This window comes from Moritella sp. Urea-trap-13, assembly GCF_002836355.1.
Taxonomy (GTDB): Bacteria; Pseudomonadota; Gammaproteobacteria; order Enterobacterales; family Moritellaceae; genus Moritella.
In genome coordinates this window covers 1,384,035-1,402,605 of sequence record NZ_PJCA01000031.1, presented here as the reverse complement: position 1 = coordinate 1,402,605, position 18,571 = coordinate 1,384,035, and the positions used below count along the sequence as shown (strand labels likewise).

Here is an 18,571-nt window from a genome sequence, read left to right as displayed (position 1 = left end):
GCTTAAAATTCCTTACCCATTAATGTATCAATTTCAGCTAACTTGCGATCAAGTGTTTCAATTTCTTCTTGGAAAACATCGTATGCGGCTTTTGATTGCATGCCTTCTTGTTTCTCTTTAATTTGTTCTAACGTGCCCCAATCTTGTTTTAAGATGGTGCCGATTTTGTTTTGTACACCAGTACGACGGCTCAGACCTTCCATTGATATTTCAAGGTCGAGTAGTTTCATTACCATCTCAGGCACAATGTCATGTTCTTTACTTAGCTGAGCTAAGATCTGTGCGCCTTGATTATCAAATGTTGAGTTATCATTAATAACCCAATCAAGATCCTTTCCATAAACATCGCGGTATATTTGCGGTAATGAATCGTTCCAATCTGGTTCGTTTGGATCGTTCAGCCATTCTTGACGAATTGCATGCAATTCAGGTTCAGTAATCAGCTCAATGATATGACCGTCTTCATTGAATTGCTTTTCTTGAACGAGTAATTCTTTTAGCCATTCCTTACGGTATCTTAACCAATAAGGACCTGGTACATGTGCTCGTTCTTCACTGATCTCTTGACCATCTTTAGCGCGTTGGAAATTAACTTTACCAATTCGACGTTTGTAATTTCGGAACTGATCTTTATTCTCAGGGATAGAAGTAAACGCTAATTTATCGCGGAATGTTAGAAGTGGTTTCATCCACTCTTCACCATTTTTGATCAGACTTTCCATTGCTCTGTCTTTGCTTACAACAGTACAAGTCCAGCAACCAAAACGTGAGTTACCACAAGATGGGGTACTGTCATCGATAACTAGTGGGCATTCGCCTTGATCTGAAGAGTCCATGTATAGGGTCCAAAGAGGGCGGTTGTTACCACCCCAAGGGTTTTCCCACTCTTCAATATCATCTTTTGCATATCTAAACGCACCACGAATAATGTTCCAAACATCATTCACATCCCAATTATCAATCGGGGTGTAGATAAACGCATTTGCTAATGTGGTGTGGCGAGCTAGACGCGTACCATCAATCTTATGTTTAGCGATAACCTGGGCACGTGAAGCACTTTCGTCAGAACGTGAACCAAGCAATACGATCACTTCGTCGTATTGAGATACTTTTTCTTTAATGAATGAGCTTACAGGATCAATTTTCATACGCTCCGTACACCAACGGAAACTCTTTGTTGGTGCTGGATAGCCTTTACCTAATAGGCAAGCCCAGAACGATTCTGTTGCTTGAGGTACAACCTTGTGACTGGTAATTGGTAAATTGTTTAGCTTTGCGCTTTTACCAATTAACTCTAATGAACGAGTGATGTGATCAACAACCACAGGCGTTTCAACAAGAGTATCTGAAGACACGACAAAAACAGGTTTGTGTCTGTCTTTTGGTTCTAAACCCATTAGCGCAAGATGGACTAATGTCACTACCGCTGTTGAATCTTTACCGCCTGAATAACCGATCACCCAAGGTCGTTTGTCACCCATATAAATACGCTGAACTTCAGCTACGTACTCAGCTAGGGGTTTACCGGAGAAGATTTCTTTATTAATAAAATCTTCGTAATCTTCTAGGTCGTATACTTGCTGCAATTCACTCATTATTTTACCTGTAATTCTAATGCTCGCTCTTCTGGAGTTAGTGGTAACTCTAGGGCGATTTTAATATAATTTGAAACTAACTGAATATTAATCGTTGCTTTAGATAAACGACCTTGTTGGTTAATGCAACGTTTTGCTAAATCGGTATTTACTTTTCGCCAATCGATATCATTCAATTTTCTGAATGTTTCTTTCCATGTGGATGGCTGTTGTGTTAGTAGTGAATTACCCATTAAACCAATGGCTTGTAATCCAATGCCATGCGCATGAATATAGTCTAAACGAAATTGTGATGGCGTTAACTTCTTATCACAAACCATTTTCCACTCGGGAGTATTATTAAATACTGACTTCCAAAATTCTGCTGCTATCGCTTGTTCTGTTTCTGTGTATTCTTCTTTAGGGCCTTTGCCCATGAGTGCTCTAGTTGCTTGCTTTAAACTACTTAACGTAAACAACTTATTACTTGATGAGCTAATATTTGATTTTTCCATTTCCGTAAAGCCTTTGAATGGTTCTACGTTTGAGGATAAAAAGCGGGCGATTATAGCACCATGGTCGCGAGTATCATAACAATCTGCTAATGATGTACTCGGTTTTACGGCATATTTGTTTAAATCCACGAACATTTGTTGGCTACGAACTAAGCCTTCATCAACAAAAAATAGCACTGGAATATTATCGTGACCTAGATCTGGATTTTCTTTTAACGCTTCTTCGATAGCTTTTCGGCGATGTTGACCATCATTTATTAGAATTTGTGCATCTAATGGTACTTTTAACGTACCTAAATTTGGAATGCTGTCTGCATCACTTTCGATAAAGGTAACGGTTGAATCAACTGAAACGGTTAATGCTGAAAATACGTAGTCGTTTGGATTTTCTACAAGGTATTTAACCATCGCAGGAATACGGGATTTATTGAGAGAACGTTGTGCTCGTAATTCCGGTGGCACTTCTTCTTCATCGAAGACGAAAATTTTAGGAATTGTACGAAGCGGGCAAGTGGCAATATAAAAAGGTCGACCTGCTTGTGTGCCACGAACTGCTGGAAATGAAAAACAATAGCCAGAATCTTGAGTGCTACTCATAATTACGTCCTACGTGATAAAAAACTAATTATAACGCACGTAACGTAATCTGCAAACATTACTAACGTAATACGCAAGCGTTAGTAACGTAAAAATATTACGTTACTATTTGTTGTTGGTGTTATTTAACACACTTTACTACATATAATAGATAATTACCTGTTTTTATTTACAGTGTTTTGTTTATGTGGAATTTATTCCCTTTTAGCTTCACTCCTCGATATTGAAATACTTTTTGCAACATATCCCAGTCTGGGAATTGTTCTTTTGGTATGCCCTCTAACTGTTTCATAAGGCGTTTTTCAAAGGATATCTGAGGTTTCAACTGCGGTGAATCTGATTGTAGGTAAACGGATTTATCATAAAGCGGTTGTAAGGGGAATTCATCTCCATAGGTGAAGAAGTCTATGTCCAAATCCAGCAAGCGGATCTTGGTGCGTTCGCAGAGTAGTGGCAGGGCTTTATTTTCAAAGTCATCATAGCGAAGTAGGGTTACTTTACCTGAACGAATATGGGCTTTGAGTAAATCGATATTATCTAAGTCGCCATACAGCTGAATGGCACAACCAATATAAACACGCAGTACTGGCGGCATGCTGTTTAGCAGTTGCTTATCAAAAATATAAGAGTGGCTTTGCACTAACTGGCCACATTCGAATTGTGCATAGCCTTGCTCACAAACGGCTGCAATATTACTGGGTTTACCGACTGAGAATAACAGTGCTTTTGCTGCATCAATACAGCTAGTATAAGAGTCAAAGAGCACTTTAATGTCTCGCTGTAACCTGGCAGGTATGTGTGCTTTGGCTTTTCGTTTTTCAAATAGACTTAACGCAAAGTAAACCAATACGTCATCACGTCGTTGCTGTTGTGCTAATTCAAATTCGGTTTGTTCAACGCTGCTCTGTAATAATTCAAAAGCTTTCTTATGACTGCCTGTAACAGCTCTGATGTTATCACTGAGTTCAAACTCATCATTGGCGGGGAGGCGGCCCAGAAATAAGCATTGCTGCCAAAAATCATTAAATAGATCGATATGCTTTTCGTATAAAGTCTTCTTAACGGCTTGGCTTTGTGGTTTTGCTATTGGTCGTGTAGTTTGTTGTTGCCATGTGCGCTTTTGATATTGGCGGTTTAGGTAAAACTCTTCTTCTAAATCTTTATCTTTAAATACGGCAAATATACCTTGTCCCATTGCCACTGCATTGGTCTTTAGTACTTGTTCTATGTAAGAACGTATCTCTGCTTGAGCATAGTATTTCTGAAACGTATCACGTTGGGTAATAACCCCGTCTTTGTAACGTTTAAATTGACTGATTCTGGCATCGCCACAAACCATCACCGATACCATTAAAATACGGTTGGCATGTTGCCATGCTTTAATTAACGTTTGCTGACGTTCACTTTGATCTTCAATGACGTTTAGTACAAAACCAAGATTAACGATGTCACTGGCTGTGAGTTTCCCTTCTGGATTATGCACAGGGTCCCAGCTATTAATATCAAGCCCATGTGCTTCTAATTCACGCGCGTCATCACCCTTGCCACAGCCGTAATCAAATACGCTGTAATTGCCGTTTAAATAATCATGCTGGGCTAATTTCTGAAATGGAGCGGATAGTTTATCTCTGTTAATGGCTGTTCGATGACGCTGAATTACGACGGACGAATCAGCTGTTGCTGTGGGACTATCAGTACTAGAAGTATCGGTTAATTGCGCTAAAGGCTGTAATCGTCCTAATTCATCAAGCTGATATCCTTTACGTTTAATCAATCGTTGCCACTGATGCTTAAAGCCTATGGTCTTGGTGTTTTCATACAGCCCAATACCTTCACCTTCTGCGGTGACTGCTCGGTATGTGTCTATTTCTGGATGATGTTCTAAAACAAAGGTTTCTTTACGATGCAATATCGGTGGGTTTTCAGATTTACTGTAATTAGCGGTGCGATAGGTTAATTCAGTTAAGTCGATAGTCGTGCTTTGTACGAGTGGGGGATAAGCGTAATCATTAAAATCAGGATAGTGGAGCAGAGTAACTTTGAAATCACGCTTGTAAAGCTTGATTAGGTTCCAATCGACCGTGAGTTTGAGCGTTGATATTACCTGACGAATAAACTGCAGCAGTACGTCGGGCAGAACTTCATCTATTGCTGAGGCGTGTAAGTAAATTGCAGTAGGTAGCTTTTTACCTTGTTTAACAGACTTTATTAGCTCGCGGTATTGGATGAAGTTCATTATTAGAAGCCCTCTATAACAGTAAAACTGAAGAATAGGTAGATTTTATAATAATGCATTTTAGTTCGATTTAGCTAACTTTGTTGAGCCTCTGGTTATGTTGTTACTCTCTACGGTTGTATAACCAATTAGCTCCAAACCCCATTTGTGTGCCTGTTGCAGTTAAGCTTGTTAGTGTGCTGTGCAATGCTCGTTCAAAGCTGTTTGGGTTTTGCAGTTCATCGAAAGATAAGCGTAAATCTGTAGCGTGATCAACCATACTTTTTTGCCACTGTAATGATGAGAATACGAGTTTAGTTTGAGTCACTAAATGGAATTGTTGCTCGATCATCTTATCTATATAATAGTGATGTGGGATATGATTACTTTTTGATGAATTAGCACTACTCGTCACTGGAATAAGGTTCCAAAGTTGATCGTGTGCCACTAATGACCAAGGCATATAATGGTCTAATGCATAAACTGTTTTGTCAGTTGCACTAAATTTATCACCGGTATAAATGCAATATGTCGGCTTGTTAGATAATGCTATTTGCCAGCTTTTCTGTTGCTTTGATAGTGAGATCCGTTTTAGCGGTGGCTGGATCTTAGATGAGATGGCCGGTGTATTCGGATTACGCTTTTGTAAATACAGCACCAATGAAAAATCACACCAGTATTCGACGATAGCTAGATTGGAATAGATGTATTGCAACCAATCTGGATGTATAGATATGAACTTGTTATTTTTAATCGTTGAAATTTTGTAAAGCGGTTTTACGGAATCAAAATGTGTATCGGCTAATTGCGCAGTTAACGAGTTTTTAACGGCATCTTTTTGTCCGCGTAGTTCAGCAGAAAAAAAGGGACTAAGTAGTCGATAAGGCACATATGTTAGTAATTCAATTGCATTGATATCATTGAACTGTTGTTTGATCGCTTTACGTAATTCTTTATATGTATTTGGATTGGTAACAACAATTTTGTTTGGGTCAAAGACTAACTTATCAAGCACGGCGTTAGTTTGGTCTTGAATACCAAACGAGAGATGAAAAAACTGTTGTGGATACCAACACAAAGCTACCATTTCTTCAGCTAAATCATTAAAGGTAAAAGTAACCATCTCATTGTGATTAATAGCTAAGTTAGATTCTTTCAATTTATTCAGAATAGCTTTAAAGAATATCAGCTTATAAGAGTTAGTTGTACTTGCAAATAGCTGACTAAATGCAGCCACATTAATGTCATTCGCATGAGGTAGTGTAGCCATTATGAGTTCTTTTGTAGTATTACGTTAATCCAACATTCACTCTCACGCCCAGGTCTTAAATCCCCTGTTAGCCAGTTATCTTTCACTGTTAAGTTTGTATCTGCAATAAATGTGTTTAGCCGAGTTTCATTTGCATTGGTAAAATAACGACCACCGCGTTCGACATCATCATTACCGTATTTGAATGAGCAATAGAAAACGCCCTGTGGTTTTAGTTGTGAGGCTAAGTGAGTGAATACTGCGGGTAAGTCGGCACTAGGAACATGTAATAACGAAGCACAAGCCCAAATAGCGTCAAACTGTTTTTCGATTTGAAAATCTTGAAATAAACATTCGTGTACTGGTTGGCCAATCAAAGCCGCTGCGGACTCTGCTAATGCTTTACTAGCGTCCATTGCAGTCACACTAAAACCATTATTAATGAAGTGCTTACTATCACGACCTGAACCACAACCAGCATCTAGAATATGTGCATTCACAGGTAATAGCGGCAGGAACTTCTGATATAAACTGATCATATCAACGGCAATTGTGCTGCGTATAAACTCATCTGCATTGTTGTTGTAAAACGAGATTGAGTTGGTGTTATTGACCATGACAGCGTAAACCTTCATTGATTTTATAGCGGTAAGAGATGATAACACTTTATTTTATTGGCGTTGTTTAATTCATTTTATTGAATACCAAATGTACGCTTGCGGACATAAGTATTTCAGTACTTCTGTGAGAATATCCTTGGTTGAATCTCTATATGATGAAGTTAGTAGAATCGTTTTGTTTCAGAATGATATAAATGGGTAACTTCGATTGGTATTTTTGATAAAAAATGGTCTAAATATATCTTCTTAACCATTTATTTTATAAACGAAATAGCCAGCCATGAATAATATCGTATGCTCTAAAGTTAGCCGATTAATCAGTCATGCTTATTTCACATGGGGAAACACATGAACATCAAATCAATCACTAGCCTAAATCAAGGCGATCTATGTCCTAAATGTGGCTTAATTATTTGCATGCCACCGAATTTAATGGCGAATTGCTTGGGTTGTGGTTACCTGTTAACCGAAGACTAGTTATCCATCTATAATTACTAGTTATAACTATGTTCAATGTCGATTACATCAATACCATATCGACATTGTTCGTTCAGAATACGCGACCAATTACCCAGCCATAACTTAACAAAGAGCATCATTAATGCAAAAAGACATCCAAGCGCAGTTTCAGCAAAGCAGTAAAGAGCTGCTTGATATGGGATTACGGGGTAATACTTTACTCAGTTTTAATAAATCAGCGAAAACCTTAGACATTGTCGATGAAAAATCAACGCAAGTATTCGATTTATTAGTTGAGAAAAAGAAGGCAATGAACTTTTTGCCAATCCCTTCAGACTTGGATGACGAAGATGCAGACGACAGCACCGGCTTGACATTAAAAGCGCTGCAAACCCATTTAGAAGAAAGCAAAGGGGGCGATCGCCACCTTGATGCATCATTACAAACGCAGCTGACCACAAGACAGTTAGAGCAACAATTGATCCGTTTGAATGCCGATGCACTGACCTTTATTCAAGAACAAGGTGTTGACCTGCTTTACCTTGCCACTGGTTTTATCAAATGGCATGAAAGTGATGTTTCAGATAAACCGCGTTATGCGCCATTAGTCCTTATCCCTGTTGAAATGACGCGTAATGCTGCGGGTGAATCATTCAAAATCAACTTTACTGATGCAGAGCTCGGGCCAAACTTAACCTTAGCTGCCAAGCTAAAATCAGAGTTCGGCATCATACTACCTACATTTGAAGTGGATGAAGAATTTACTTTAGAAGGCTATTTTGAACAAGTCAGCCAAGCCATCAAAACAGAACCAAGATGGGCGCTGGAACCGAATAAGATCGCAATGGGCTTCTTTTCATTTGGTAAATTCCAGATGTACCAAGACCTGTCTGATGATGCGTGGCCAGAAGGTAAAAAGCCCCATCAACACAGCGTAATATCAAAGTTGTTCGGTGACGGTTTTGAAGTTGACCGTACCGAACTTGCTGGCGCTGATATGGATGTAAACACGGTTGAGAAGTTACATCTGGTGCTTGATTCTGATTCCAGTCAAACAGAAGCTGTGCTTGCAGCGAAAGCGGGCAGTAACTTAGTGATCCAAGGACCACCCGGCACGGGTAAATCGCAAACCATTACTAACATTATCTCGCAGGCGTTGGCAGATAATAAAAAAGTACTGTTCGTTGCCGAAAAAATGGCGGCGTTAGAGGTCGTAAAACGTCGATTAGATAACTGCCATCTTGGTGATGCGGTACTGGAATTACACAGTCATAAAGCCAATAAGAAATCAGTATTAGCCGCGTTAGAATCAAGCTTGTTACAAGATGAGCCATTAAGCCCATCACGTCACGAGGATATCCACAAACTCACCGAACTACGTGCCAAGTTGGATCAATACTGCGAAGCAGCCAACACCTCAATACTAGGCAGTGATAAATCTTATGTAACCGCACTGGGTGAGTCATTAAAGTTCGAACGTCTGACCTTGGGTATTGATGCGCAACCGCTGCCAATGGCGACGCAATGGAACGCACGCGAATACAATCAAGCGTTAGGCAAGATCCAAGAATTAGTCACCCATTTAGACGAACACCAAGCGCCAAACAATAATTGCTTTAGTACGACTAGCCTTGATGATTTTTCTCCGGTATTACAAAAACAAGTAAACAGCACTTTAATCAAAGCGATTGCAGAGACTGACAAGTTAATCGCTGAAACACTGCAAATTACCTCGATGCTTTCTCTAACGACACCCGAAGTATTAGCCGATTGTTATGCTGTTATCGCCCAGACAATTACGATGATTGAAAAGCCTGACTTCGGTGATATCGATTGCAGCAAAGCGTTATGGTTAAAACACGGTGATAAGCTTGTTGAACTTATTACCCAAGGCATCGAGCTAGATAAACAAAAGCAAATACTGGCAGAAACCTTCATTGATGCTGCGTTTGATTTTGATTGGTTATCTGTACGTTCAGGATTGGTTAACTACGGCAGTAAATGGTGGCGATTCTGCTCAGGTAATTACCGCAGTGCCAAAGCAAGTTTGGCTGGCATGATGAAACAGGGCTTACAAGGCAATGCGACTGATTGGTTGAGCCAAGTGGATGCCTTGCTGGCTTATAAAAGTGCTTGTCAGCGTTTTAATGAACAAAACACCTTATTGGTAACAAGTGTTGGGAGTGATTGGCAAGGTAGTCAAACGGACTGGCAGCATGTACAGACCGCAGCATTGTGGTTACAGCAGTGTTATTTATCAATACCAGCGAAACAACAAGAACAAGCACAAGATGGAAGTGATGTGTGGGAGTCGTATGTCACCCAGCCATTGCCTGCTGAGTTTGACCAAGCATTTGTTGTGCGGATAACCCAATTACAAACCGATATAACAGCGCTGTTGAATGAGTTAGCGACACAATTACACATTGAGTCACCGTTATTGATTACACGTTTGCAGTTAACCTTGATTGATCAAATGGTAGCTGATGATACACATGCGTGGACGATTGATTTAGATGACGTCTATGCACTGACTCGTTTTAATCGTTTGAAGGCAGAATGTCTGGGTCTTGAACTGGAAGATTGGGCATTAAGTGCTGCGGGTTGGCAGCATGAACCTATGTTACTGAAGCAGCAATTTGAGCTGAGCTATTACCGTGAATTGATTAACTATGCGTATAGCAATATTGACGAGATCCGTTATTTTGATCGCGTTGCCCATGAAAAGGTTATCGAAGAATATAAACTGGTTGATAGCCAGCTGTTCACATTTTCACAAGAAGCCTTAGTACGTCGTTTATTTGACAATCAACCGGATGCAACCGCGAAAGGTGAAGTAGAAATATTGCGCCGTGAGTTTAATAAAAAGCGTCGACAATTACCGTTACGTCGTTTGCTTATTCAAGCGGGCAGAGCAGTGCAGCAGATTAAACCTGTGTTTATGATGAGCCCTATGTCTGTTGCGACGTATTTACAACCTGGTGTTGTCGAGTTTGATCTAGTGGTGTTCGATGAAGCATCACAAGTGAAAGTCGCCGATGCTCTTGGTGCAATATTACGCGCCAAACAAGTGATTGTAGTGGGTGATACTAAACAGATGCCACCGACTGACTTCTTTGGTAAGCAACTAGAGATTGATGACGAGGAAGCTGAAAACAGTGTTACGGCAGATATGGAAAGTATCCTCGGCATGTTCTTATCCGCTGGTACACCAGAGCGTATGCTGAAATGGCATTACCGTAGTCGTCACGAGTCATTGATTGCCGTATCAAACCAAGAATTTTATAACAATCAGTTACTGATATTCCCATCGCCGGGTATTAATCCTATGGCGAAAGGTCTGTCGTTTAATCATGATCCGTCAAGTAGTTATGACAAAGGCAATTCGCGTACTAACTTAGTTGAAGCGCAGACTGTGGCAAAAGCGGTTATGTTGCACGCGCAAACTAAACCCAGTATGACCTTGGGTGTGGTTGCCTTTAGTATCGCGCAAAGTAATGCGATCTTGTTTGAAGTTGAACGCTTGCGTAAAGAACAACCTGAGCTAGAGCACTTCTTTGCTAATCGTGACGATGGCGAACATTTCTTTGTGAAAAACCTAGAGAATGTACAGGGTGATGAGCGTGATACTATTTTCATTAGTATTGGTTATGGGCGTACCGCAGAAGGGCGTTTAGGATTGAGCTTTGGGCCACTTAATCGTGATGGTGGTGAGCGTCGCTTAAACGTATTGATATCACGTGCACGTATGGCGATGGAAGTATTTGCTAACTTCACGGCGACAGATATGGGCACCAGTGATGCGTCACCGTTTGGCGTACGCGCGTTAAAACACTTCTTACAGTATGCAGAAACAGGCGTATTAGTGAAACAAGAAGAAACGGGTAAAGCCCCTGATTCACCGTTTGAAGAAGAAGTTATCTATGCGATCCAGCAATTGGGTTACAAAGTCGAACCGCAAGTCGGTTGTGCTGGTTTCTATATTGATATTGCAGTACGCGATCCGAATAATCCGGGCCGTTATATGCTGGCGGTGGAATGTGATGGCGCGACGTATCACAGCTCTCGCAGTGCCCGCGACCGTGATCGTATCCGTCAAAATGTATTAGAAGGGCTAGGGTGGCGCTTTCATCGTATTTGGAGCACTGATTGGTTCCGTAATGCGCACAAAGAAACACAGCGATTAGATGATTGTATTAAAGCATCAATTGCCTTTTATCAAGCATTAGACGCACAGCCTGCCGACTCGGCGATTGTGGTTAATCACAGTAATGTTGTTGAGAAAGCGGCGATTGAACGTGTTGCTGTTGAGCGTACCAATCATCAGGTGAATTATACTTGTTGTGCGTTAACGACGCTTAATTTAACGGTAAACCATACTATCCCTGAAGTATCGACGAGTGTATTGGCACAAGATATTGCGAGTATTGTTAATGTTGAGTCACCTATTCACATTAAGCAAGTGGGTCAGCGTTTACTTTCCGCTGTCGGTTCGACGCGTTCGGGGGCTAAAATCAATCGTTCTATCCTTGCTGCCACACAAATGCTGGTAGGTAGAGGAGAGGTTAGCTTAGACGGTGATTACCTATTATCGAGCACACATAGTAAGCAGACGGCAAGTAATTTGCTTACGTTTACCGTGCGTCACCGTGGCGAGTTACCCAATAGTGAGCGTAAGTTAGACCTGATCCATGATGATGAAATTAAAGCGGCAATCCGTACTGTTGTTGAAGGGGCTTATTCGATATTAGCGCAAGATACCATGGCATCAGCAATTGATTTACTTGGCTTTGGCAACTTAAGTGCGCAAATGAAACAACGCTTAACCCAGCTGGTTGATGAAATGGTGCAAGACAATGTGCTTAGTTCACGTGGTGATGTATTGAGTCTGGAAGCATAGGTGATTCATGATTAACAGCTAGTATGAATGACTAATCTGTCATCATTAGGTTAACCGTAATAAAACAGCTTCACATCGAGGCTGTTTTTATAACTAGAGTACTATTTTATCTTCTTGCCTTTATCTATTCATACAATTCTAAGCCTATCGTATGAATAGGCTAATAAGCCTAACAATAACCACTATAATGACAGCTGGTATTTAAAACATGAAGGTCATCACTAAGCATATACTCTTGTGTGATAGTTCAGTTGCGATTACTCCCTTGTGAGCGACATTAAAGTTAATAGTTGATGAGTTCGTACCTGTTGAATTTAACTATTCATTAATGCATTTAAGATTCTGATTAGGATATTTTTAGTGACAAGTCTATTTGATTCATTTAACGCCCCTGAAGATGCAGAAGCAAACCAAGTGCGTGAGCAACTAAAAGCACTTTTAACTCAACACGGCGACCCTGAGTTTATCGCCAGAGAGTCAGCATCCATCACATTAGCAACAGTGAGGGAAGGCTTGTCTCCCTGCATTCTTGTCATCAATGGTTATCTTTCCGAAGAGGGTGAAGAGGTATCTGATTGGCTAAGTGTGGTTGATGAACTGTTTCCTCAAAACAAAGTTGTCCATGTACGTTGGAACGCGGGTGATATTATTGATATAGCGTGTAATGGCGATACAGTTAATGAAGATAGTCTTAATCAAGATATGACTACCGCTGATGTAAACGATGATAAAGCGGCTGATAAATGGTTAGCAGCCGCCAAGGTCGCAAGCGATATGAGCCCTGCGGGTATTGCTGCTTTGATTGGTGGCTTAGTCGCAGATAAGCTTGTCGGGCATTGGCATAAATCGTTTAATGAAACATTACATGCTGGGCGTGATTTAGCCAAAGCAATTGAAGATGACGAACGTTTACATGGTGCTATCTTAATGGGTTATTCATTAGGTGCCAAGGTTGCTTGCCAGGCGTTGAAAAACCTAGATGCCAATAAAGTATCTGTGTGTTACTTGTTGGCGGGTGCAGTGTCTGCAGAATCGGCACAGTGGCTGCCTATATTACGTAAACACACTGCACTGCGTATTATTAATTGCTACAGCGATAATGATGACGTATTGAAAAGTGCTAATGGGGCTGGGACCATATTTGCTCATACCCCAGTCGGGCTTACCGAAATAGAACACCATGATACTCAGCAAGTCATCAATCTGGATGTATCCGCGTTTTCATCTGGGCATATGCACTTTAAAAATGAAAGAATGGGAAAAATATTGGCAAATACTGTTGGTAGATAGCAGTGACAGATATTGTTGGTAGATACTGTCGGTAGATAGTATTGGCTCCATTAACGTTTAACAATTCATAACGCATATTTAAAACTACCATGCCCCCATCCTATACCGTAAAGTAAAATATCAAACCACAAAACTACACTACTAAATAGCGAGAACCCATGGACGGCATTCACGGAAAAACCATTATAGTTACAGGCGCGTCAGAAGGTATTGGCCGCGCACTGGCAATCAAACTCTCTCAAGCGGGCGCTAAATTAATGTTAGCCGCGCGTAATCAAGATCGCTTGCAAGCGTTAGCTGATGAATTAACTGGAGAGGTAAGTATCTACCCGTGTGATGTCAGTGATCAGCAACAGTGTAAAGCTTTGGTCGCGGCCACGTTGGAGCGCTATCAATGTCTAGATATTGTGGTGAACAATGCCGGGATAACCATGTGGGGCCGATTCGATGAGATGCAAGATTTAGCCATATTCGAGCGTATGCTGCAAGTGAACTATCTTGGCGCTGTTTATCTTTCCCATGCCGCGTTACCCGCCCTAAAAGCAAGTAAAGGCAGTATCGCGACAGTTGCGTCGTTAGCAGGATTAACCGGAGTACCTTACCGTACTGGTTATTCGGCATCAAAACACGCTGTCGTAGGATTCTTTGATTCATTACGCATTGAGTTAAAAGATGATGGCGTTGATGTGACGGTTATTTGTCCCGATTTTGTGGTCACCGAAACGCACAAACGCGCAATTGGTACTGATGGTAAGGCCTTGGGTGAAACGCCAATGAATGAAAGTAAATTAATGACAGCAGAACAGTGCGCGGCATTATGCCTTGATGCTATTAGTGGTCGGCAACGGTTACTTATCACCTCGTTACGGGGGCGGTTAGGGCGCTGGCTTAAATTATTAGTGCCCGGTTTAATAGATCGTATTGCCGATCGCGCGATACGCAATCGACATTAAGTATTATGGTGTATTTTCCGCTAATGCCTTCCGATAACGACTCGGTGAGCAGCCAAAGTATTTTCTGAAACGGTGGGTAAAGTTGTACGGATCTTTATAACCCAAGCGCTGAGCTATCATCGAAATTGTCCACTCCCGATATTGCAGTAAATCAGCCGCTTTCTCCATACGTAAATAGATCAGCCGAGTTCTGGGTGACATGCTGTATAGATTTTTGCTGATCCGATTCAGCTGTTCCTCACTAATAAAGCAGCGTGCAGCCATCTCTTTCACTGTCCACGGTAAATGCAGCTGACTTTCAACTTCATTAAATACGCTATGCACACGAGACGCAGAGCGGGTCAATTTAGATTCCACACCCGTCAATATCAGGTTTAATTCGCTGACCAACAAACGTCGAAAAGTAGTGCGGCCATTAATTTCGCAATGGATCAAATTCAGCAACGACCATATTTGTTCACATTGAGTATAAGGTAAGATTGTTTGCCCCAACGCCGCGAAATGCTGCCACTTAGCGGTAGGTTGAGGTAATAGCCATACCATCTTCCAATAGTTATCGACCCTGTTCAGCTCAAACCGAAAGGGGGTATGCGCAGGTATCACCAGCAAGGTATAAGGTTCGATTAATTCCACCCGATCTGCCGTGGTTAAAATACCGCTGCCTGCTAAGGTGAAAACCAAGGTGTGAACCGCAACGCCATACCGCTCGACATGATAACCGTCGGCCAGCTCTGCCATACCCGCCATAAAAATGTCTTCCTGACTCAACTCGGGAATGTCAGAGGTAGTCAGAAAACGCTCTTTACAGGCATCGGCTAAATAGACCTCGTCATGCCACTGTGATTTAGGTTGCATGGTGCTAATGACGGATTCGCACAGGTTTTGTCTATTTTCGCACATTTTCTTTTCAATCCTTTTTCCCTATAGTGGCCTTTCAAAATAAGGAAGACCAATGACTGTTAAAAACTACACCAATTTAAGTGCTAATGCCATACCTGACGGCATGCTATCTAAGATGTTTAAGCTGGGATTCCCGGTTGCTATCCAAAGTGCATTGGTGGCAATACTCGCGTTAGCCGATGTATTAATGGTCAGTGATTTTGGTATCGAATCTACCGCGGCAGTGGGAACCGCCTCAAAATGGCATTTTGTCGCCATTATGATCATGGCTGGTATGGCATCCGCCAATGGGGTATTAGTCGCGCAATACTGGGGTAAACAGGATCGCTGTGCGGCAAAAACAATCACGCTGTTGGCAATGCAGTGCGGTGTTAAAATATTAGTACCAGTCACCTTAATTATTACGCTGTTTTCCGGCTACATCATGTTACTGCAAACCTCGGATGCTAAGGTGATTGAGTTAGGGTCAACCTACCTCTGGTATAGTTTTCCAGTACTGCTACTCACGCATTTGGTCATGATATGTGAATCGGCGCTGCGTTCTTCAGGTGATACTGTTACGCCGTTATATCTGAGTGGACTCACCATCATAGTCAACATTGGCTTGAACTTCTGGTTGATCAACGGCGGCTTTGGCATACCGGCCATGGGCGTAGCTGGAGCGGCTTTAGCGACAACTATTTCCCGCTTGCTGCAGGTGGTGCTTATGTTCGGATTTTTATATTGGCGTAAACATTGGTTGCTCAGTGCGACTACCCAGGCAGATCCAAGCCGATTATGGGCGGCATACAAATACATTGCGATCCCGTCTACTGCCAGCGCGGTGTTATGGGCAATCGGTATGCTGAGCTATCAGATGATCTTCGGCCATATGGGCACCACCGAATTGGCCGTATTTAGCCTGCTCGGACCCTTTGAATCCTTGTGCTATTCGGTGTTTTTCGGTATATCAGTGGCGTGTTCGGTGCTGTTAGGGCAAGCATTAGGCCGCGATGAATTTACCGAAGCCTTTACGATGTCGAAATTCTTCATTAAAACGGTGTTAGGATTCGGCTTGGCTATCGGGTTATTACTGTTACTGGGTAAAGATATGATCTTGTCCTGGCTAAACCTCAGTAGTGACGAATTATATCCGCTTGCTTCTCCCGCGCTGATGGTACTTTGCTGCGCGATATGGCTGCGCATGCTTAACATGATTATTATCAACGGTATTTTACGTGCTGGTGGCGACAATCACTTTTGTTTACGTATGGATCTCATTGCTATGTGGATAATTGGCGTACCGTTGACCGCATTTGCTGCTTTGGTATTAGATTGGGATTTTAACCACGTATACATGTTGCTGTTGGTTGAAGAAATAGTAAAACTGTCGTTGTGTTTCCACCGCTACTTAAGTGGTCGTTGGTTAAATAACCTCACCATAGCAGCGCATTAGCGAGACATCATCGACATGAATGCCTTGTTAGCTGAAACAATTAGACTTTGTTGTGAGGGAAGGATAATGTGTTGCACTGGTATATTCGCAACAGGTTGTCATCAATGGAGTCGGTAATGAGTGATGTGAGTCTAGATAAAGTCGGTTTAATCGTTGAAGGTGGTGGGTTAAGAGCCATGTTTGGCGCGGGTGTTTTAGATCATTTTCTCACCTGTGCTATTCACTTCCCTTATGTGTCAGGGGTTTCTGCTGGCGCGCTTTATTCGGCATCGTATGTGTCGAAACAGCATAAACGTAATCTGAATATTCAGCTTAAATACCATGATGATCCCCGCTATATGGGCATGAAGCACCTGCTTAAAACCGGCAGCTATGTTAACACGCCCTTTACTTTTCATGCGATGGCCAAGCAACTGGTGCCGTATGACTTTGATATGTTATTCAATATGAAAGAAGTATTCGAAATAGGGGCGTTTAATTGTAAAACCGGCAACACTGATTACTTTTCTTCTCAGCAATTAACCACCCAAGATCAGGTTTTAGACAGCCTTATTGCGACCTCAAGTTTACCGTTTATTTCTAAACCCATGATGATTAATAATATGCCTTATCTTGATGGTGGCATTATGGACCCCATTCCCGCAGAACATGCTTTTGAGTCGGGGTGCGACCGCTTGGTTATTATTTTAAGCCAGCATGAAAGTTACCGAAAATCAGCCATGAAAATGGATTTGGCTTGTCGTATAGCTTGTTATAAATACCCGAAGTTATATCAAGCGCTGCATGCACGGCATGATAATTATAATAACGCCTTGGATAAGATCGCGGAGTGGGAACGACAAGGTAAAGTGTTTGTTATTCGCCCGCAAGCACCGTCTGATATTGCGCGACTAGAGAAAGACAAGCATAAGGTGAAGTTGCGTTATGAAGAAGGCGTGACTGAAGCGCAAGCTTGTTGGGGAGCACTGCAACAATGGCTAGCGACTCCCGCAGTGACGACTAACAGCCGCCAAGCTATTTAAACAGTTATCGAACAAGCTATCTAACAAGGCATCTAACAAGAAATTTAAATTTAGTCTTGCTCTAATCCGGGAAAGTGGCTTAAGGCAAGATCGGCAATACGCTGCAATTCTGCTGGACTAATACCATTTGTTGCCTGGATCGTCATGCCTTGAATAATAGTCGCTAAGTAATGAGCAAGTGACTCTGCGCTGTATTTAGTGCTTAAATCTCCCTGTTGTTGCGCTGCTTCTAAGCGCATTTTAAGGGCGTTTTGGTGATTGCAGCGACGTTCAATCAATGCTTGTTTGACTGATTCACTGGCATCGCTGCCCGTTAGCGCACTTTGAATTATCATGCAGCCTTGCGGGTTGCTGCGATCTGATAAACTTTTTGCCGCGCCATTTAGCATCGCTGTAATAACCGCTTTACCCGTCGCTTCTTCTAATGCTGGAGTGAAATAGCCACAGGGTCTTTGTTCATATAAATCAACGACCTTAAGGAATAACTCTTCTTTATTGCCAAATGTTGAATACAGGCTTGGTTTATTGATCCCCATAGCTTGGGTTAAATCAGTAAGCGACGTGCCTTCATATCCTTTCGCCCAAAATACCGCTAATGCCTTTGTTAAGACGTCATCAATATCGAAGCCTTTAGGGCGGCCAACGCAATTTGTATGACTTGTTTTAGACATATTTTTTAGCCCTCCTATTACCTTTATGTATACCTTCATTTATGCGCATAGGATAGACAGTGTGTCGTCTTCTGTCCAGTGACTTTACAGATGATAACTATTGACTCTAGTTGAAAATTATATACCATACCGAGCGGTACATAATAATTTGTACTGATCGGTATGTAACGT

Annotated in this window: 13 protein-coding genes; 6 read left to right on the top strand and 7 right to left on the bottom strand. The window is 41.7% G+C overall.

Annotated features, from left to right (window positions below; all coding sequences use genetic code 11):
- Positions 1-2: 2 nt before the first annotated feature.
- The 5 genes from dndC to CXF93_RS14255 form a co-directional block, all read right to left on the bottom strand.
- The gene (dndC, locus tag CXF93_RS14275) at positions 3-1,595 is read right to left on the bottom strand and encodes a DNA phosphorothioation system sulfurtransferase DndC (RefSeq protein ID WP_101063147.1); all 1,593 of its coding nucleotides are present in this window, start codon (positions 1,593-1,595) and stop codon (positions 3-5) included.
- Complete coding sequence (gene dndB, locus CXF93_RS14270; RefSeq protein ID WP_101063146.1) at positions 1,595-2,686, bottom strand: DNA sulfur modification protein DndB; 1,092 nt, start codon at positions 2,684-2,686, stop codon at positions 1,595-1,597. The genes dndC and dndB overlap by 1 nt, the downstream gene beginning before the upstream one ends.
- Positions 2,687-2,855: 169 nt before the next feature.
- The gene (locus CXF93_RS14265; RefSeq protein ID WP_101063145.1) at positions 2,856-4,922 is read right to left on the bottom strand and encodes a DNA phosphorothioation-associated putative methyltransferase; all 2,067 of its coding nucleotides are present in this window, start codon (positions 4,920-4,922) and stop codon (positions 2,856-2,858) included.
- Between the two features lie 103 nt (positions 4,923-5,025).
- Entirely contained in the window at positions 5,026-6,171 is a 1,146-nt protein-coding gene (locus tag CXF93_RS14260; protein WP_101063144.1) for an HNH endonuclease domain-containing protein, read from the bottom strand.
- Positions 6,171-6,767 carry a bifunctional 2-polyprenyl-6-hydroxyphenol methylase/3-demethylubiquinol 3-O-methyltransferase UbiG gene (locus tag CXF93_RS14255; RefSeq protein ID WP_101063143.1) on the bottom strand — a complete coding sequence of 199 codons (597 nt, stop codon included), beginning with the start codon at positions 6,765-6,767 and terminating at the stop codon, positions 6,171-6,173. Before CXF93_RS14255 ends, CXF93_RS14260 begins: the two co-directional genes overlap by 1 nt.
- Positions 6,768-7,118: 351 nt before the next feature.
- Here CXF93_RS14255 and CXF93_RS22375 point away from each other — a divergent pair, with 351 nt between their 5' ends.
- From CXF93_RS22375 to CXF93_RS14240, 4 genes are all read left to right on the top strand, one after another.
- Positions 7,119-7,247 (top strand): hypothetical protein, encoded by a 129-nt coding sequence (locus tag CXF93_RS22375; RefSeq protein WP_255418839.1) that lies wholly within the window; start codon positions 7,119-7,121, stop codon positions 7,245-7,247.
- Positions 7,248-7,371: 124 nt separating this feature from the next.
- On the top strand, positions 7,372-12,129 hold the full coding sequence (locus tag CXF93_RS14250) for a DUF3320 domain-containing protein (protein WP_101063142.1): 4,758 nt from the start codon (positions 7,372-7,374) through the stop codon (positions 12,127-12,129).
- Between the two features lie 360 nt (positions 12,130-12,489).
- A complete protein-coding gene (locus tag CXF93_RS14245) occupies positions 12,490-13,419 on the top strand; it encodes a DUF726 domain-containing protein (protein WP_101063141.1) in 930 nt (309 codons plus the stop codon).
- 158 nt (positions 13,420-13,577) lie between these two features.
- Positions 13,578-14,372 carry an SDR family oxidoreductase gene (locus tag CXF93_RS14240; RefSeq protein ID WP_101063140.1) on the top strand — a complete coding sequence of 265 codons (795 nt, stop codon included), beginning with the start codon at positions 13,578-13,580 and terminating at the stop codon, positions 14,370-14,372.
- Positions 14,373-14,375: 3 nt separating this feature from the next.
- Here the strand turns inward: CXF93_RS14240 and CXF93_RS14235 are convergent, their stop codons facing one another.
- Positions 14,376-15,272: an AraC family transcriptional regulator gene (locus CXF93_RS14235; RefSeq protein WP_101063139.1), complete on the bottom strand. Its 897-nt coding sequence runs from the start codon at positions 15,270-15,272 to the stop codon at positions 14,376-14,378.
- A gap of 52 nt (positions 15,273-15,324) precedes the next feature.
- On the opposite strand from CXF93_RS14235, the gene CXF93_RS14230 reads away from it, so the two are divergent.
- Positions 15,325-16,707 (top strand): MATE family efflux transporter, encoded by a 1,383-nt coding sequence (locus tag CXF93_RS14230; protein WP_101063138.1) that lies wholly within the window; start codon positions 15,325-15,327, stop codon positions 16,705-16,707.
- Between the two features lie 116 nt (positions 16,708-16,823).
- The gene (locus tag CXF93_RS14225; protein WP_101063137.1) at positions 16,824-17,729 is read left to right on the top strand and encodes a patatin family protein; all 906 of its coding nucleotides are present in this window, start codon (positions 16,824-16,826) and stop codon (positions 17,727-17,729) included.
- A gap of 50 nt (positions 17,730-17,779) precedes the next feature.
- On the opposite strand, the gene CXF93_RS14220 is transcribed toward CXF93_RS14225, so the two are convergent.
- Positions 17,780-18,400: a TetR/AcrR family transcriptional regulator gene (locus CXF93_RS14220; RefSeq protein ID WP_101063136.1), complete on the bottom strand. Its 621-nt coding sequence runs from the start codon at positions 18,398-18,400 to the stop codon at positions 17,780-17,782.
- Between the last annotated feature and the right edge of the window lie 171 nt (positions 18,401-18,571).

What these genes read in the sequence shown, in the direction of transcription:
- dndC (WP_101063147.1), bottom strand. Translation starts at nt 1,595, where the DNA reads ATGAGTGAATTGCAGCAAGTATACGACCTAGAAGATTACGAAGATTTT.
- dndB (WP_101063146.1), bottom strand. Translation starts at nt 2,686, where the DNA reads ATGAGTAGCACTCAAGATTCTGGCTATTGTTTTTCATTTCCAGCAGTT.
- CXF93_RS14265 (WP_101063145.1), bottom strand. Translation starts at nt 4,922, where the DNA reads ATGAACTTCATCCAATACCGCGAGCTAATAAAGTCTGTTAAACAAGGT.
- CXF93_RS14260 (WP_101063144.1), bottom strand. Translation starts at nt 6,171, where the DNA reads ATGGCTACACTACCTCATGCGAATGACATTAATGTGGCTGCATTTAGT.
- CXF93_RS14255 (WP_101063143.1), bottom strand. Translation starts at nt 6,767, where the DNA reads ATGGTCAATAACACCAACTCAATCTCGTTTTACAACAACAATGCAGAT.
- CXF93_RS22375 (WP_255418839.1), top strand. Translation starts at nt 7,119, where the DNA reads ATGAACATCAAATCAATCACTAGCCTAAATCAAGGCGATCTATGTCCT.
- CXF93_RS14250 (WP_101063142.1), top strand. Translation starts at nt 7,372, where the DNA reads ATGCAAAAAGACATCCAAGCGCAGTTTCAGCAAAGCAGTAAAGAGCTG.
- CXF93_RS14240 (WP_101063140.1), top strand. Translation starts at nt 13,578, where the DNA reads ATGGACGGCATTCACGGAAAAACCATTATAGTTACAGGCGCGTCAGAA.
- CXF93_RS14235 (WP_101063139.1), bottom strand. Translation starts at nt 15,272, where the DNA reads ATGTGCGAAAATAGACAAAACCTGTGCGAATCCGTCATTAGCACCATG.
- CXF93_RS14230 (WP_101063138.1), top strand. Translation starts at nt 15,325, where the DNA reads ATGACTGTTAAAAACTACACCAATTTAAGTGCTAATGCCATACCTGAC.
- CXF93_RS14225 (WP_101063137.1), top strand. Translation starts at nt 16,824, where the DNA reads ATGAGTGATGTGAGTCTAGATAAAGTCGGTTTAATCGTTGAAGGTGGT.
- CXF93_RS14220 (WP_101063136.1), bottom strand. Translation starts at nt 18,400, where the DNA reads ATGTCTAAAACAAGTCATACAAATTGCGTTGGCCGCCCTAAAGGCTTC.